The following is a 15,360-nucleotide window of genomic DNA, read 5'->3' as shown; positions in this document are numbered from 1 at the left end:
CCCTTATTGTTTCTGCTGGTCTCCGCCATCCCGGCCATATCGCTGTTGTGCGCTGTCGCGGTTCAGCTGCCTCAATTTCTCCAGCTTGTCGCCGATCTTCAGCTCCAGCCCGCGGGGCACCGGGTGGTAGTAAACTCGCTCGTGGATTTGCTCGGGGAGGTAATTCTCGCCTGCGGCAAAAGCGTCGGGCTCGTCGTGGGCATAGCGGTACTCCGCCCCGTGCGCCATGCTCTTGGCCAGCTTGGTGGGGGCATTGCGCAGGTGAATCGGCACCTCGTAGCTGGGGTCCCGGCGCACGTCCGCCAGCACCCGCTTGTAGGCGCTGTAGACGGCATTGCTTTTCGGGGCAACCGCCAGGTAGGCAATTGCCTGCGCGATGGCCAGCTCCCCTTCCGGGCTGCCCAGGCGCTCCTGCACATCCCAGGCACCGAGGGCGACCTGTAATGCGCGCGGATCGGCGTTGCCGATGTCCTCGCTGGCCATGCGCACTGCCCGCCGGGCGACATAGAGCGGGTCGCAGCCTCCGTCCACCATGCGCGCGAACCAGTAGAGCGCGGCATCCGGGTCCGAGCCGCGCACCGCCTTGTGCAGCGCCGAGATCTGGTCGTAGAAATAGTCGCCGCCCTTGTCGAAGCGCCGCACATCGGCGCTCAATACTTCCGCCAGTACCGCCTCGTCGATCACGTAGCGGCCGCCCTCTTCCCGCGACAGGTCACAGGCGATTTCCAGCAGGTTCAGGGCACCGCGGGCATCGCCATCGGCAGCCCGCGCAAGCTTGGCCAGTATCTCTTCGCCGATCTGTGGTTGCAGCCTTTGCAGTGCCTCGTCTTCCGCCAGGGCGCGGTGCAACAGTTGCAGCAGTTCTTCTTCCGATAGATTGCGCAACATATAGACGCGACAGCGGGACAGGAGCGCGTTGTTCAGCTCGAATGAGGGGTTCTCCGTGGTGGCGCCGACAAAGGTGACAGTGCCCTCTTCCACGTAAGGCAGGAATGCATCCTGCTGCGCCTTGTTGAAACGGTGCACCTCATCCACAAACAGGATGGTGCCGCGGCCGGTCTGGGCTCGTTGCTGCTCGGCCTGGGCCACAGCCTGGCGGATATCCTTGACCCCGGCCAGCACCGCGGAAAGCGTGGTGAAATGGGCATCGCACTCCTCCGCCAGCAGGCGGGCAAAGGTCGTCTTGCCCACTCCCGGCGGCCCCCACAGGACCATAGAGTGCAACTGTCCCCGCTCCACCGCTTCCCGCAGTGGTTTTCCCGGGCCCAATAAATGCGTCTGGCCCATATACTGGGCCAGGTTGCGGGGCCGCATACGCGCGGCCAGGGGCTGGTTTTTCGGGGCGGACTGGAACAGGTCACTCATCGCGAATAATGTCGGTCCCGGCCGGTGGCTCGAAATTGAACAGGGCAGCGGCGAGGCTCGGGTTGGCCTTTACGCGACTGAATTTGATTTTAGTGGTCTGCCCCATGCTGTCGCGCACGGTCATCGCTGCGGGCAACCCGCTGTCGGCAAAGCGGATTTCCATGGCGCGGAAGGGTGCCGAGGCGCTTTTCGGGGTGAGCTGGAAGGCACCATCCTTACTCGCCACATTGAATGAGCTACGGATCTCACCGACCTTGCCACCCAGCAGCAGGGCCGGTGTCTCTTTCATGCGCTTGTCGACCGGGCGGATGGTTACCTGTTCCAGGTCCGGGTCATACAGCCACAACTTCTTGTTGTTGGTCACCAGGAGCTGCGGAAATGGCTCGCCGGTTTCCCAGCGCAGTTTCCCGGGACGCTCCACGGAAAAAGTGCCGCTGCTTTTCTGCAACACCTCACCGCGCTCGTCGGTGAGGGTCTGGTGGAATTTACCCGAGATGGAAGCCAGGGGCTGCAGCAGCTGGCTCAGCTCGGCAGTGGCATCGGCCCAGGCAGAGCTGGCCAGTAATGCCGCGGAAGCCGCGAAGGCAGTGACAAATCGTTTCATAGCGAGACTCCAGTGCTGGTATTTTCCCTAAAGCCTAGCCGCCGGCATGTGAACAATAACTGAACCCGGCGGCCAGGCCGGCTATCAGGCGGGTGGCGGCGCCAGCACTTCGCGGTTGCCGTTGTGGCCGGCAGGGGAAACGACCCCGGCCGCCTCCATGGCGTCGATGATGCGGGCCGCGCGATTGTAGCCGATACGCAGCTGGCGCTGCACGGAAGAGATCGAGGCCTTGCGCGACTTGGTCACAAAGGCGACGGCCTCGTCGTAAAGCGCGTCTGTTTCCGGATCGTCGTCTTCACCGCCCTCGGACTGTAGCCCCGGCACCGGGATGCTGTTGTTGCTGTCATCGATGATGCCGTCGATAAAGTCCGGCTCGCCGCGGCGGCTCCAGTCAGCCACGACCTTATGCACTTCGTGGTCATCGACAAAGGCACCGTGCACCCGTACCGGCACGCCACTGCCCGGAGGCAGGTAGAGCATATCCCCGTGGCCCAGCAGCTGCTCGGCCCCACCCTGGTCGAGGATGGTGCGGGAATCCACCTTGGAGGAGACCTGGAAGGCCATCCGGGTGGGCACGTTTGCCTTGATCAGGCCGGTGATGACATCCACCGACGGGCGCTGGGTGGCAAGCAGCAGGTGGATACCGGCGGCCCGTGCCTTCTGCGCAATCCGCGCAATCAGCTGCTCCACTTTCTTGCCGACGATCATCATCATGTCGGCGAACTCATCGATTACCACCACGATGGCCGGCAGCGGCTTGAGGTGCGGCGGGGTCTGCTCCGCCTCCGGTACGCTGGAGGCCGGGTCCGGCTGCCAGGTGGGGTCCACCAGCGGCTCGCCGGCGTCGATCGCCTCGCGTACCTTGCGGTTGAAGCCGGCCAGGTTGCGCACACCCATGGCCGCCATCAGCTTATAGCGCCGCTCCATTTCGCCCACACACCAGCGCAGGCCGTTGGCGGCATCGTTCATGTCGGTGATCACCGGCGTGAGCAGGTGGGGGATCCCCTCGTACACCGAGAGCTCCAGCATTTTCGGGTCCACCAGGATCAGGCGTACCTCATCCGGTGTGGACTTGTACAGCAGGCTGAGCAGCATCACGTTGATGCCGACGGACTTACCGGAACCGGTAGTACCCGCTACCAGCAGGTGCGGCATCTTGGCCAGGTCCGCCACCACCGGCTGGCCGGAGATGTCATGCCCCAGCGCCAGGGTCAGCCGGGACTTGGCGTTGTCGTAGACATCCGCCGACAACACCTCGGAGAGGCGCACCATCTGGCGGTTCTCGTTGGGAATCTCGATACCCACCACGGATTTGCCCGGGATTACTTCCACTACCCGCACACTGATGACCGCCAGTGAGCGCGCCAGGTCCTTGGCCAGGTTGCTGATCTTGCTGACCTTCACACCCGGTGCCGGCTGGATTTCAAAACGCGTCACCACCGGGCCCGGCAGCACCGATACCACCTCTGCCACCACGCCGAAATCCTTGAGCTTGAGCTCCAGCAGGCGCGACAGCGCTTCCAGTGACTCGCGGGAGAAACCGGCTTTCTTGTTCTTGTCCGGGGGGTCCAGCAGCGACAGCGGCGGCAGTGTGCCGGTCACCGGTCCGCTGGAGAACAGCTCGCCCTGCTTTTCCTTGGCGGCCCGCGGACTGGGCTTGGGCGCTGGCAACGTGGGTTCGATTTTCGGTGGGATACGTTTCGCGGTGCGCTGCTTCTCCTCAGCCACCGCCGCTTTGCGCACCACGACAGCCTGCTGCGCCGCCCGCTTCTCCGCACGTTCCTGGCGCGCACGCTGGTAACGCTGGCCAAGCCAGGCGAGCAAACCCAGCAGGTTGCGGCCAATACTGTCCGCCAGCTTCAGCCAGGACAGGCCGGTAAATACGGTAATGCCAATGGCGAACAGCGCCAGCAGCAGGATGGTGGCGCCGACATACCCGAGGCTGGTTTCCATTGACTGGGCCATCGCCGCCCCGACAATCCCGCCATTGGAGAACGGCAGGGGATCCTCGGCCTGGGCAAAACAGAGGGTGGCGAGGCCGGCGCCGGTGGCCAGCAACACCGCCAGTCCGGTGACGCGCAGCGTGAAGAGGGGCCCGTGAAAGCGGGCGTTGCGATCCCGCAGGATCCCGAATGCGCGCCAGCCGATCAACAGGGGAAAGAGGTAAGCCATCCAACCCAGCAGGGACAGGCACACATCCGCCAGCCAGGCACCGGTCGGGCCGATGGCGTTGTGTACCGACCCGCCCTGCCCGGTGTGGGACCAGCCCGGGTCCTGGGGGCTGTAGCTTGCCAGGCTGATGGCCATCAACAGGGCCCCGGCCAGCAGTGCGATCAGGGCACCCTCGCGCAAAAGCCGGGCGATCAGCGACTCGGGCAGGCTTCCGTCCTCGGTATCTGTTTTATCGGTTGCGCTCTGGGCCTTCACTGGCGTACCTCGATGATTCTTGTATTGGCCCCGGGGCATCGCCTGCCCCGAGGAAGTGCTCTGTGTACTACAGAGACGCCTGAAATACCACTCTCATGCTGCCTGAGAGTTTACTTTAAGATAGTTTTAATTCATACAAATCAATACCTTAGGGGGTTTTCCTAAGTAGAATTGTGAGACAGTTCAACAAGTCTCTCGCCCGGCCCCACTGCTGCCCCGGGCTGCGGCCCCGAATGCGGCCATGCCGGCTGGCGCCGGGTTACCAACAGCGGGATAGTGGCGTGCAATCATTGAAATTGAGGCAAACTATTTCGCTACCCCCTGCCCTTCCCCTATGATACCGCTCAACCTGATAGCCTCGGCTGATCAATTATTGGCCGACTGCCGCCCGCATAACGGAGCGGATACACTGTTGTTAACGGATTTGTTGAAGAGCCATTTATGAGTGACAAGCATCATCAGCTGATTATTCTCGGTTCCGGCCCGGCCGGTTACACGGCGGCAATCTACGCCGCTCGCGCCAACCTGAAGCCGGTGGTAATTACCGGCATGCAGCAGGGTGGCCAGCTGACCACCACCACAGAAGTCGAGAACTGGCCGGGCGGTGTTGCCGAGCTACAGGGCCCCGACCTGATGGTGCAGATGCAGCAGCATGCCGAGCGCTTCGAGACCGAAATCATTTTTGACCATATTGATTCGGTAGACCTGAAGCAGCGCCCCTTCACACTCAAGGGCAATGAGACCTATACCTGCGATGCCCTGATCATCGCAACCGGCGCCTCCGCCCAGTACCTGGGCCTGCCGTCGGAGGAGGCGTTCCAGGGCCGCGGCGTTTCCGCCTGTGCGACCTGCGATGGCTTCTTCTACCGCGACCAGAAGGTCGCCGTGGTGGGCGGCGGCAATACCGCCGTGGAAGAGGCGCTCTACCTGTCCAACATCGCCAGTGAAGTTACCCTGATCCACCGCCGCGACGAACTGCGGGCCGAGAAGATCCTGCAGGATCGCCTGATGGACAAGGTCGAGAACGGCAATATCAATGTCTGCTGGCACAACACCCTGGACGAGGTACTGGGCGACGACAATGGTGTGACCGGTGTGCGCCTGCGCAGCACCAAGGACGACAGCACCCGGGAGCTGGAGGTTTCCGGTGTGTTTATCGCCATCGGCCACAAGCCGAACACAGACATCTTCGCCGACCAGCTGGAAATGAACGGTGGTTACATCATTGTCCAGAGCGGCCTCGACGGGAATGCTACCCAGACCTCCATCCCGGGCGTATTTGCCGCCGGCGATGTGTCGGACCACATCTACCGCCAGGCGGTCACCTCTGCCGGGACCGGCTGTATGGCTGCGCTCGACGCGGAGCGCTTCCTCGACAGCCTCTGAGCGCATCCCGGCGGCGCCGGTAAACGCAAACCAGTTAAAGGGCGATCTTTGTGATCGCCCTTTTCTTTTGTACGCTTTAGGTAATACAACGCCAGGTAATACAACGCCGCCAGCTGGCATTGTGCGACCAGTCCCGAGGAGCACATACGGAAAGAGATGACCGCGAACAGTGAAGAGCGCCTGAGCCTGCTGGGAGATGGGCAGCCGGAGTTCCCCCCCACCCACCTGGCACTGCGGGAGCCGAATGGCCTGCTGGCCGTCGGGGGGCGACTGAGCCCGGAATGGCTGCTGGCCGCCTACCGGCGTGGAATCTTCCCTTGGTATTCGGATGGCCAGCCAATCCTGTGGTGGTCCCCGACCCCGCGCTGCGTGGTGCTACCCGACCAGTACTCGATCGGCCGCAGCCTGCGTAAGACCCTGCGCCGGGGCCGCTATTCCGTAACCTTCGACCGCTGTTTCAGTGATGTGATCGATGCCTGCAGTGAGCCCCGCGCGGACGATGAGGGCACCTGGATAACCGGCGAAATGCGTGACGCCTATGTTGAGATGCACCGGCTTGGCCACGCCCACTCCGTGGAGACGTGGGAGGGAGACCGCCTGGTCGGCGGGCTTTACGGGCTTGCCATCGGCCGCGTATTCTTCGGTGAATCCATGTTCCACCGGGCTACCGATGCCTCCAAAGTGGCTTTTGCCCACCTGGTCCGCCAGTTACAATCTTGGGACTGCCCACTGATTGATTGCCAGGTAAGCAATCCGCACCTGGCCAGTCTCGGCGCAGTGGAAATCGAGCGCACGGCATTCGAACGGCTTCTGGCCAGGGGAACAGCAATGAGTGGGTTCCCGCGCCCCTGGACACTGTCGTGGAATATTGAGCAGGACTTATGAGCACGTACTCCCAGCTGGATTCGGTACGGTTACTGGCCACCCTGCCCCACCCCTGCGGCTACCTGCCGGGGCGGGAAGCAACCACGGTATTTATCGACCCCCAGACGCCGGTCAACCAGCGACTGTACAGCCAGCTCTCAGAGCTGGGCTTCCGGCGCAGTGGCGAGTACCTGTACCGGCCGCAGTGCGCCAGCTGCAAGGCCTGTGTCCCCGCCCGGGTACCCGTAGGCCTGTTCGTGCCCGACCGCAGCCAGCGGCGCTGCTGGAAGCGCAATCGCGACCTGGATGTCTTCCATGTCGACACCATCGATACCGACGAGCACTACCAGCTGTACGCACGCTACATTGAGCAGCGCCACCGGGATGGGGAAATGTACCCTCCCAGCCGGGACCAGTACCGCGACTTCCTGTCCCCCGCCTGGGGCAGCACCCGCTATATCGAGTTCCGCGCCCGCGGACGCCTGGTGGCCACTGCGGTGACCGACCTCCTCACCGCGGGGCTGTCAGCGATCTATACTTTTTTCGAGCCGGACGAGACCCGGCGCAGCCTCGGCAGTTACTGCATCCTCTACCAGGTCGAATGGGCCCGACGCCTGGGCCTGCCGAGCCTGTACCTGGGCTACTGGATCGAGGAATGCCAGAAAATGGCCTATAAAACCCGCTTTGAACCGGTGGAATTGCTGCGGGATAACCGCTGGCGCCTGAAGTCGGGCTAGCGGTCCCGGCACGGGGTTTTGCCCTGCCGTCTTTTTTCGTGCAAAATACGCGCCCGTCGCACCGCGGCCCGGCCTGTGTGCCGCCGGGGTAAAAGGTCAGATAAAGTTATTTTGAAGGTTACTGCCGCATGGCGAAAGACGATTACATTGAGATGGAAGGCGAGGTGATCGACACCCTGCCGAACACCACTTTCCGCGTAAAGCTCGAAAACGGACACGTGGTGATCGCGCACATCTCCGGAAAAATGCGCAAGAACTACATCCGCATCCTCACTGGCGACAAGGTCAAGGTAGAGCTGACTCCCTATGACCTGAGCAAGGGCCGCATCACTTACCGCGCCCGCTGAGGAAGCCGGTAACAGGCATGAAAAAGGCCACCCCTGGTGGCCTTTTTCGTTTGGGGGGCGTCGCCCCGCCCGGTCCGGGACCGGTTCAGGCGGGCACAGCGGTCTTGATCTGCAACTCGTCGTTCTCGACAGTGACCTCGACGCGACCGCCCTCCTCGGACAGGTCCCCGAACAGCACCGCCTCTGCCAGGGGCTTGCGCACCCTGTCGCGGATCAGCCTGGCCATGGGCCGGGCACCCATTTTCTCATCGTAGCCATGGCGTGCCAGCCACTCCCGGGCCTCCTCGCTGACTTCCAGCGTAACACTGGACTCATCCAGCTGGGCCTGCAGCTCCACAATAAACTTGTCCACCACGGTCTTCACAACATCGAAACTGAGTGCGCCGAACTGGATGATACTGTCCAGGCGGTTGCGGAACTCCGGGGTAAACATCTTCTTGATCTGCTCCATACCGTCGCTGGAGTGATCCTGCGAGGTAAAGCCGATGGACCGGCGGCTCATCAGCTCGGCACCGGCATTGGTGGTCATGATCAGGATGACGTTGCGGAAATCCGCCTTGCGGCCATTGTTGTCGGTCAGGGTGCCGTGATCCATGACCTGCAGCAGCAGGTTGAAGACCTCCGGATGGGCCTTCTCGATCTCATCGAGCAAAACCACACTGTGCGGGTGCTTGGTGACCGCATCGGTAAGCAGGCCACCCTGGTCGAAGCCCACGTAACCGGGAGGCGCGCCGATCAGGCGGGACACCGTGTGGCGCTCCATATACTCTGACATATCGAACCGGATCAGCTCGATACCCATCACCTTGGCCAACTGACGGCACAGCTCGGTCTTGCCCACACCGGTGGGGCCGGCGAACAGGAAAGAGCCGATGGGCTTTTCTTCTGCACCCAGGCCGGCACGGCTGAGCTTGATCGAGGTGCCCAGTGCACCGATCGCCTCGTCCTGCCCGAACACCACCATCTTGAGGTTGTCATCCAGGCGCGCCAGCTGCTCCTTGTCGGATGCAGACACACTCTTCGCGGGGATCCGGGCAATCTTGGCAATGACCGCCTCGATATCCTCTACCCCGATGACCTCCTTGCGCTCTTCCGCAGGGAGCAACGCCTGGAAGGCGCCTGCCTCATCGATGACGTCGATTGCCTTGTCGGGCAGGAAGCGCTCGGTGATATGGCGGCTGGACAGCTGGGCTGCCGCCTCCAGGGCGCCATCGGTGAAGTGCACCCGGTGATGATCCTCGAAGCAGGTCTTCAGGCCGCGCAGGATCTGTACCGTTTCCTCGATCGACGGCTCATTGACGTCGATCTTCTGGAAGCGCCGCGAGAGGGCCCGATCCTTCTCGAAGATGCCTCGGTACTCGGTGAATGTGGTTGAACCGATGCAGCGCAGGTGGCCACTGGAAAGCAGCGGCTTGAGCAGGTTGGATGCATCCATTACCCCGCCCGATGCCGCACCGGCACCGATGATGGTGTGGATCTCGTCAATGAAGAGGATGGCCTGGTCCCGCTTGCGCAGCTCGGCCAGCAGGGCCTTGAAGCGTTTCTCGAAATCACCCCGATACTTGGTGCCGGCCAGCAGCGAGCCCAGGTCGAGGGAGTAGATGGTGGCATTGCGCAGCGTCTCGGGCACGTCCTCGTCCACAATGCGGCGTGCAAGGCCTTCGGCGATGGCTGTCTTGCCCACGCCGGACTCGCCCACCAGCAGCGGGTTGTTCTTGCGCCGGCGTGCCAGCACCTGGGTTACCCGCTCTACCTCGGGGCCACGCCCGACCAGGGGGTCGATACGGCCCAGTATTGCCTCCTGGTTGAGGTTGGTAGCATAACTTTCCAGGGGGTCGGAGCCACCGGGCTCGCCGCCCGGAGCCAGATCCTCGTCCGTCTGCTCGGGAGAGGGTTCGGCGCTGTGGGTGTTGTTGCCACTGGAGCCCACCCGGGAAATGCCGTGGGTAATGTAATTCACCACGTCGATCCGGGCCACGCTCTGTTGCTTGAGGTAGTAAACGGCCTGGCTCTCCTGCTCGCAGAAGATCGCCACCAGCACATTTGCACCGGTCACCTCTTTCTTGCCCGACGACTGCACGTGGAACACCGCCCGCTGCAGTACACGCTGGAATCCCAGCGTGGGCTGGGTCTCGCGCTCGGTGTCGGACTCTGGAATCAACGGCGTGGTAGAGTCCACAAACTCCAGCAGTTCGCGGCGCAACGCACTCAGGTCGGCACCACAGGCGTGCAGCACATCGGCAGCGGATTCATTGTCGAGCAGCGCGAGCAGGAGATGCTCCACCGTCATGAACTCATGCCGTTTGGCGCGCGCACCTTTGAACGCCAGATTGAGCGTTACCTCTAAATCCTTGCTGAGCATCTAAACCTCGAACCCTCGTATGCCTTAATCACCCGCCATTCACCTGTCCAGTGCGCGCCGCGGAACGGCGGTTGTGAATGCGCCCGATTCCTTTCGGGCAACGGGACCTGAATCAATCTTCTTCGCTCTCATCAGCTTCGATCTCACACAGCAGAGGATGCTGGTGGTCCCTGGCAAATTGATTGACCTGTGCTGCCTTTGTTTCCGCTATATCTCGAGTATAGACACCGCAGATCGCTTTTCCCTCTGTATGTATCTGCAGCATCAGGCGAGTGGCGCGCTCCCGGTCAGCCCCGAAAAACATCTCCAGAATTTCCACTACGAAGTCCATCGGGGTGTAGTCATCATTGAGCATGACGACCTTGTACATGGGAGGACGCTTGACTCGCGCAGGCGCCTCTTCAAGCGCCAGATCACCGTCAAAATCGTCTTCGTAGGGAATGTCATTCCCGTCACCGGAACTGAGCTCAATCACACTATTCCTGCTCATAGCTATTTTCAATATATTGGTGGCAACCTTAAGTGCCACGGGCATTCCGGGCACCTTGCTTTATGGCGGCATTGTACCCTCATTTGCCTTGCCGGGCAGGCATCCACACCCCTTGACATTAGCAGGTCAGTTAGCTACAAGAGGTAGTGCATGCCTCTCACTGAGGCTGCGCTACCGCAGGGACGCAAGCGGTAATCAAGCAACAAGCTTCGATAACGATAAAAGACACTCTGTAAGGCGGCCTGCAGTCGCCCCGGCAATTAGAGGGATTTCGCCATGCCTACCGGTACCGTCAAATGGTTCAATAATGCCAAAGGCTACGGGTTCATTCTCGCGGACGAAGGGGGTGAAGACCTGTTCGCGCATTACTCCGCGATCCAGATGGAGGGTTACCGAACCCTGAAGGCAGGCCAGCAGGTCAGCTTCGATATCATCAAGGGTGACAAGGGATTTCATGCGGCCAATATCAATGTTGGCGCAGCGGCCCAGCCCAGAAAGGACAGCTCCAGCGAAGAGAGCGGCCAGAGAGAGAAAGAGGCTGAAGCACTCGGCTGAGCCCGGGCGCATCACGCCCCGCCAACCCCACACCTTTTGCCACGAGCAGTGACTGCCGCAGGAAACCCGGCGGGCATCTTACAGCCCCGCCGGGATGAAACCCGCATCAGGCACCGCCCTCCTGGCAGGCCAGGTCACTGCACCCGGATATGCCGGGCAAGCCCGCACAACCCCCGCCCCGGCCAAGCAGGTAAATAACAGGCAAACAAAAAGCCCCGCCTCTCACGAGGCGGGGCTTTTTCGTCAGTCACTGTCGCGACTTACGGATCAGGCCATATGCTTGATCACTTCGTCACCAAACTCGGAGCAGGACTTCAGGTCGGCACCATCCATCAGGCGCTCGAAGTCATAGGTCACGGTCTTGGCAGCGATCGCACCTTCCATACCCTTGATCACCAGGTCGGCGGCGTCGTTCCAGCCCATGTGGCGCAGCATCATCTCGGCAGAGAGAATCAGGGAGCCCGGGTTCACCTTGTCCTGGCCGGCGTACTTGGGCGCAGTGCCGTGAGTTGCCTCGAACAGGGCCACTTCGTCGGAGATGTTCGCACCCGGGGCGATACCGATACCGCCAACCTGGGCTGCCAGGGCGTCGGACAGGTAGTCACCGTTCAGGTTCAGGGTCGCAATCACGTCGTACTCGGCCGGGCGCAGCAGTACCTGCTGCAGCATGGCGTCGGCGATTACGTCCTTGACCACGATCTCCTTGCCGGTGTTCGGGTTCTTGAAGCTGTGCCAGGGGCCGCCGTCCAGCGGCTGCGCGCCAAACTCGTCACGGGCCAGCTCGTAGCCCCAGTCGGCGAAGGCACCTTCGGTGAACTTCATGATGTTGCCCTTGTGTACCAGGGTCACGGAGTCGCGGTCCTGGTCTACGGCGTACTGGATCGCCTTGCGCACCAGGCGCTTGGTGCCTTCGGCAGAAACCGGCTTGACGCCGATACCGCAGTGCTCCGGGAAGCGGATCTTCTTGACGCCCATCTCTTCCTGCAGGAACTTGATGACCTTCTTGGCTTCGTCGGTATCCGCTTTCCACTCGATACCGGCGTAGATGTCCTCGGAGTTCTCACGGAAGATCACCATATCCACTTCGTTCGGCTTCTTGACCGGCGAAGGTACACCAGTGAACCAGCGAACCGGGCGCTGGCACACGTACAGGTCCAGCTCCTGGCGCAGGGCAACGTTCAGTGAGCGGAAGCCACCACCAACCGGGGTGGTCAGCGGGCCCTTGATGCCCACAGCGTATTCTTTCAGGGCTTCCAGGGTCTCAGCCGGGAACCAGTCGCCAGCGTAGGTCTCGGCAGCCTTCTCGCCGCAGTAGATCTCCATCCAGGAAATGGCCTTGTCGCCGCCGGAAGCCTTCTCGACCGCCGCGTCGATGACCTTGCGCATTACCGGGGTGATATCCACGCCGATGCCGTCACCCTCGATAAACGGTACGATCGGGCGATTCGGAACATTCAGCGAACCGTCGGAATTGACTGTAATTTTCTCGCCGTCTGCCGGCACTTGGATATGACCCATATCGTTTAAACTCCCAAAACTCTTTGACTATTTCGGTCGGGTGTTGCTTGCCCCGCCCTCTTCTTCTCCGCTGGCGGGATGAAAAATCGGCGGGATTATATCAGTATCCACTCATTTTTGTAGTTGGATTACAATACTCATTTAAACCGGCTTATGAGCAACATCATCCTTTTTAACAAACCCTACGGCGTTTTGAGCCAGTTCACGGACGAGCGGGGCCGCCCCACCCTGGCGGATTTCATCCGTCGCAAGGGGGTCTACGCCGCAGGCCGGCTCGACTTCGATTCCGAGGGGCTACTGCTGCTCACCGATGACGGGCGCCTGCAGCACCAGATCGCCCACCCGCGCCAGAAGCTGCCGAAGACTTACTGGGTACAGGTGGAGGGCGATATCGGTGCCGAGGCCCTGTCGGCCCTGCGCCGCGGTGTCGAACTGAAGGACGGTCGCACAGCCCCGGCTCGCGCGCGGCGACTGGACCCGCCGGACCTGTGGCCGCGGAACCCACCGGTACGCGAACGCAAGTCGGTCCCCACCAGCTGGCTCGAACTGACCATCCGCGAGGGACGCAACCGGCAGGTGCGGCGCATGACCGCTGCCGTGGGGCACCCGACCCTGCGCCTGGTCCGCACGGCCATCGGCAGCTGGCAACTGGGGACACTGCAGCCGGGCGAGCACCGCCAGGAAGAGGTATTCGCCGCACCGGTTGCGGCACCGGCGGCAAGACGACCCCGCCGCCGCTGAAGGATGGCCGGCTATAAGGGTAGAACAACCCAAACATGGCCACAGCGGCTTTTCGCGGTTAAAATTGCGCCCCTTTTTCAAGCAGTAACAGCCAGTCCCATCCAGCATGCCTGAATCTACAGTCAAACAGCCCCAGCGCGTCATCGTCGGCATGTCCGGCGGGGTAGACTCATCCGTGGCCGCCCTCCTGCTTCTGCAGCAGGGCTACCAGGTTGAGGGCCTCTTCATGAAGAACTGGGATGAGGACGACGGTACCGAATACTGTACGGCCAAGGCCGACCTCGCCGATGCCGAGGCCGTGGCCGAGCGCCTGGGCATCAAGCTGCATACCGCAAACTTCGCCGCCGAGTACTGGGATCACGTGTTCGAGTACTTCCTCTCGGAGTACCGCGCGGGCCGCACACCCAACCCGGACATCCTCTGCAACCGGGAGATCAAGTTCAAGGTCTTCCTGGAGTACGCGGAGATGCTGGGCGCCGACGCCATCGCCACGGGCCATTACGCCCGCCGCCGGGACATCGACGGCCACACCTACCTGCTGAAGGGCCTGGATGCCAACAAGGACCAGAGCTACTTCCTCCACGCTGTGGGCGAGGAAGAGTTCGCCCGCTCGCTGTTTCCACTGGGCGAGCTGGAGAAGCCTGAGGTGCGCCAGATCGCGGAAGAGAACGGCTTTGTAACCCACGACAAGAAAGACAGCACCGGCATCTGCTTTATCGGCGAACGACGCTTCAAGGACTTCCTGGAGCAATACCTGCCGGCCCAGCCCGGGGATATGGAAACGCCGGAGGGTGAGGTTATGGGACGCCATGCCGGCCTGATGTACCACACCATCGGCCAGCGCCAGGGGCTGGGTATCGGCGGCGTCAAGGGTGGCGGCGATGCCCCCTGGTACGTGGTGGGCAAGGACCTGGAGCGCAATGTGTTGATCGTGGCCCAGGGAGCGCACCATCCCCTGCTCTATGGAACCGGGCTGCACGCCTCCCAGACGCACTGGATCAACGGCAGCGCGCCCGGTGAGCAGTTCCGGGCCCGGGCCAAGACCCGCTATCGCCAGCCGGACCAGGACTGCAACGTCCGGGTCCTGGAAAATGGTGAGCTGGACGTCAGTTTCGATGAGCCCCAGCGGGCTATCACCCCAGGCCAGTCCCTTGTGCTTTACGATGGCGATATCTGCCTCGGCGGTGCCGTGATCGAGCGCGCCACCGGCGTCGGCGAGCGAGTGCCGGAGAAATACCGGTAAGCCCCGGGGAGCAGCAAGCAACGTTGTAGTGCGGTCGCCATGGCGATCGCCAACAGTACAGAGCAGTCTAAGGAGAGAACTTGAGCAAGTGGCGGGACCAGGCAATTGCCCTGGCGGGGATATTCCAGGCATCCATGCTCGTAGAGCGCCTGGCGAAAACCGGCAGTGCCCCCGATGAGCAGCTGCAGACGGCGGTTTACAGCCTGTTCCAGGTCAACCCCGATCGGGCCGACGATGTATTCGACGGCGCCGACAAGCTCCTGCCCGGACTGCGGGTCTCCAGCCAGTTGCTGCGGACACGCCAGCATCCGGAATATACCGACTGCCTGCGCTATGCCCTGTCCATACTGTACCTGCAGCGACAGCTGGCCAAGAAACAGGACCTGCTCGCCATCATTGGCAGCCGCCTGGACAAGGCGCGGGTACAAGCCGAGCATTTCAGCCTGACTCACGAGAACGTGTTTTCCAACCTGGCGAGCATCTATACGGACACCCTGAGCACTTTCCGTTTCCGTATCCAGGTACTGGGCGATTTCAATTTCCTGCAGCAACAGCGGATTGCCAACGAGATTCGCACCATGCTGTTTGCCGGCGTGCGCGCCGCGACCCTGTGGCGCCAGCTTGGCGGCAGCAGGCTGCACCTGATTTTCCAGCGCAAGAAGCTGCTGGCCGCGACCGAGCAACTGATCGCGGAACTTGAACAAGCCAATATGTAATTTCG

Annotated in this window: 14 protein-coding genes; 8 read left to right on the top strand and 6 right to left on the bottom strand. The window is 62.0% G+C overall.

Annotated features, from left to right (window positions below):
- Nucleotides 1-3 precede the first annotated feature (3 nt).
- The 3 genes from LVE68_RS01370 to LVE68_RS01360 form a co-directional block, all read right to left on the bottom strand.
- Nucleotides 4-1,365 carry a replication-associated recombination protein A gene (locus LVE68_RS01370; RefSeq protein ID WP_232942453.1) on the bottom strand — a complete coding sequence of 454 codons (1,362 nt, stop codon included), beginning with the start codon at nucleotides 1,363-1,365 and terminating at the stop codon, nucleotides 4-6.
- Entirely contained in the window at nucleotides 1,358-1,969 is a 612-nt protein-coding gene (gene lolA / locus LVE68_RS01365) for an outer membrane lipoprotein chaperone LolA (RefSeq protein WP_232942451.1), read from the bottom strand. The genes LVE68_RS01370 and lolA overlap by 8 nt, the downstream gene beginning before the upstream one ends.
- Before the next feature lie 84 nt (nucleotides 1,970-2,053).
- Nucleotides 2,054-4,396: a DNA translocase FtsK gene (locus LVE68_RS01360; RefSeq protein ID WP_232942449.1), complete on the bottom strand. Its 2,343-nt coding sequence runs from the start codon at nucleotides 4,394-4,396 to the stop codon at nucleotides 2,054-2,056.
- Nucleotides 4,397-4,837: 441 nt separating this feature from the next.
- On the opposite strand from LVE68_RS01360, the gene trxB reads away from it, so the two are divergent.
- From trxB to infA, 4 genes are all read left to right on the top strand, one after another.
- Nucleotides 4,838-5,782 carry a thioredoxin-disulfide reductase gene (trxB, locus tag LVE68_RS01355; protein ID WP_232942447.1) on the top strand — a complete coding sequence of 315 codons (945 nt, stop codon included), beginning with the start codon at nucleotides 4,838-4,840 and terminating at the stop codon, nucleotides 5,780-5,782.
- 156 nt (nucleotides 5,783-5,938) lie between these two features.
- The gene (aat, locus tag LVE68_RS01350) at nucleotides 5,939-6,667 is read left to right on the top strand and encodes a leucyl/phenylalanyl-tRNA--protein transferase (RefSeq protein ID WP_232942445.1); all 729 of its coding nucleotides are present in this window, start codon (nucleotides 5,939-5,941) and stop codon (nucleotides 6,665-6,667) included.
- Nucleotides 6,664-7,383, top strand: a complete 720-nt coding sequence (locus LVE68_RS01345; protein WP_232942443.1) for an arginyltransferase — start codon at nucleotides 6,664-6,666, stop codon at nucleotides 7,381-7,383. The genes aat and LVE68_RS01345 overlap by 4 nt, the downstream gene beginning before the upstream one ends.
- Before the next feature lie 128 nt (nucleotides 7,384-7,511).
- Complete coding sequence (gene infA, locus LVE68_RS01340) at nucleotides 7,512-7,730, top strand: translation initiation factor IF-1 (RefSeq protein ID WP_010130378.1); 219 nt, start codon at nucleotides 7,512-7,514, stop codon at nucleotides 7,728-7,730.
- Between the two features lie 85 nt (nucleotides 7,731-7,815).
- On the opposite strand, the gene clpA is transcribed toward infA, so the two are convergent.
- Nucleotides 7,816-10,092 (bottom strand): ATP-dependent Clp protease ATP-binding subunit ClpA, encoded by a 2,277-nt coding sequence (clpA, locus tag LVE68_RS01335; RefSeq protein WP_232942441.1) that lies wholly within the window; start codon nucleotides 10,090-10,092, stop codon nucleotides 7,816-7,818.
- 112 nt (nucleotides 10,093-10,204) lie between these two features.
- The gene (gene clpS / locus LVE68_RS01330; RefSeq protein ID WP_233006747.1) at nucleotides 10,205-10,582 is read right to left on the bottom strand and encodes an ATP-dependent Clp protease adapter ClpS; all 378 of its coding nucleotides are present in this window, start codon (nucleotides 10,580-10,582) and stop codon (nucleotides 10,205-10,207) included.
- Nucleotides 10,583-10,858: 276 nt separating this feature from the next.
- Here clpS and cspD point away from each other — a divergent pair, with 276 nt between their 5' ends.
- Complete coding sequence (gene cspD, locus LVE68_RS01325) at nucleotides 10,859-11,137, top strand: cold shock domain-containing protein CspD (protein WP_305080392.1); 279 nt, start codon at nucleotides 10,859-10,861, stop codon at nucleotides 11,135-11,137.
- Between the two features lie 267 nt (nucleotides 11,138-11,404).
- On the opposite strand, the gene icd is transcribed toward cspD, so the two are convergent.
- Nucleotides 11,405-12,655, bottom strand: a complete 1,251-nt coding sequence (gene icd / locus LVE68_RS01320) for an NADP-dependent isocitrate dehydrogenase (RefSeq protein ID WP_232942439.1) — start codon at nucleotides 12,653-12,655, stop codon at nucleotides 11,405-11,407.
- A 153-nt stretch (nucleotides 12,656-12,808) separates the two neighbouring features.
- Between icd and LVE68_RS01315 the strand changes: the two genes are divergently transcribed.
- From LVE68_RS01315 to hflD, 3 genes are all read left to right on the top strand, one after another.
- On the top strand, nucleotides 12,809-13,396 hold the full coding sequence (locus tag LVE68_RS01315; RefSeq protein WP_232942437.1) for a pseudouridine synthase: 588 nt from the start codon (nucleotides 12,809-12,811) through the stop codon (nucleotides 13,394-13,396).
- A gap of 106 nt (nucleotides 13,397-13,502) precedes the next feature.
- Nucleotides 13,503-14,639, top strand: a complete 1,137-nt coding sequence (mnmA, locus tag LVE68_RS01310; protein ID WP_232942435.1) for a tRNA 2-thiouridine(34) synthase MnmA — start codon at nucleotides 13,503-13,505, stop codon at nucleotides 14,637-14,639.
- Between the two features lie 80 nt (nucleotides 14,640-14,719).
- Entirely contained in the window at nucleotides 14,720-15,355 is a 636-nt protein-coding gene (gene hflD, locus LVE68_RS01305) for a high frequency lysogenization protein HflD (protein WP_232942433.1), read from the top strand.
- The last annotated feature ends 5 nt before the right edge of the window (nucleotides 15,356-15,360 follow it).

The organism is Microbulbifer sp. YPW16 (assembly GCF_021290385.1).
Classification (GTDB): domain Bacteria; phylum Pseudomonadota; class Gammaproteobacteria; order Pseudomonadales; family Cellvibrionaceae; genus Microbulbifer; species Microbulbifer zhoushanensis.
Note: the sequence above shows the minus strand (reverse complement) of the source record. Positions and strands in the feature narration are given on the sequence as shown.

Bases quoted from the DNA above. Each gene is read 5' to 3' on its own strand.
- LVE68_RS01370 (WP_232942453.1), bottom strand. From the start codon at position 1,365: ATGAGTGACCTGTTCCAGTCCGCCCCGAAAAACCAGCCCCTGGCCGCG.
- trxB (WP_232942447.1), top strand. From the start codon at position 4,838: ATGAGTGACAAGCATCATCAGCTGATTATTCTCGGTTCCGGCCCGGCC.
- LVE68_RS01315 (WP_232942437.1), top strand. From the start codon at position 12,809: ATGAGCAACATCATCCTTTTTAACAAACCCTACGGCGTTTTGAGCCAG.
- mnmA (WP_232942435.1), top strand. From the start codon at position 13,503: ATGCCTGAATCTACAGTCAAACAGCCCCAGCGCGTCATCGTCGGCATG.
- clpA (WP_232942441.1), bottom strand. From the start codon at position 10,092: ATGCTCAGCAAGGATTTAGAGGTAACGCTCAATCTGGCGTTCAAAGGT.
- infA (WP_010130378.1), top strand. From the start codon at position 7,512: ATGGCGAAAGACGATTACATTGAGATGGAAGGCGAGGTGATCGACACC.
- icd (WP_232942439.1), bottom strand. From the start codon at position 12,655: ATGGGTCATATCCAAGTGCCGGCAGACGGCGAGAAAATTACAGTCAAT.
- cspD (WP_305080392.1), top strand. From the start codon at position 10,859: ATGCCTACCGGTACCGTCAAATGGTTCAATAATGCCAAAGGCTACGGG.
- clpS (WP_233006747.1), bottom strand. From the start codon at position 10,582: ATGAGCAGGAATAGTGTGATTGAGCTCAGTTCCGGTGACGGGAATGAC.
- LVE68_RS01345 (WP_232942443.1), top strand. From the start codon at position 6,664: ATGAGCACGTACTCCCAGCTGGATTCGGTACGGTTACTGGCCACCCTG.
- lolA (WP_232942451.1), bottom strand. From the start codon at position 1,969: ATGAAACGATTTGTCACTGCCTTCGCGGCTTCCGCGGCATTACTGGCC.
- aat (WP_232942445.1), top strand. From the start codon at position 5,939: ATGACCGCGAACAGTGAAGAGCGCCTGAGCCTGCTGGGAGATGGGCAG.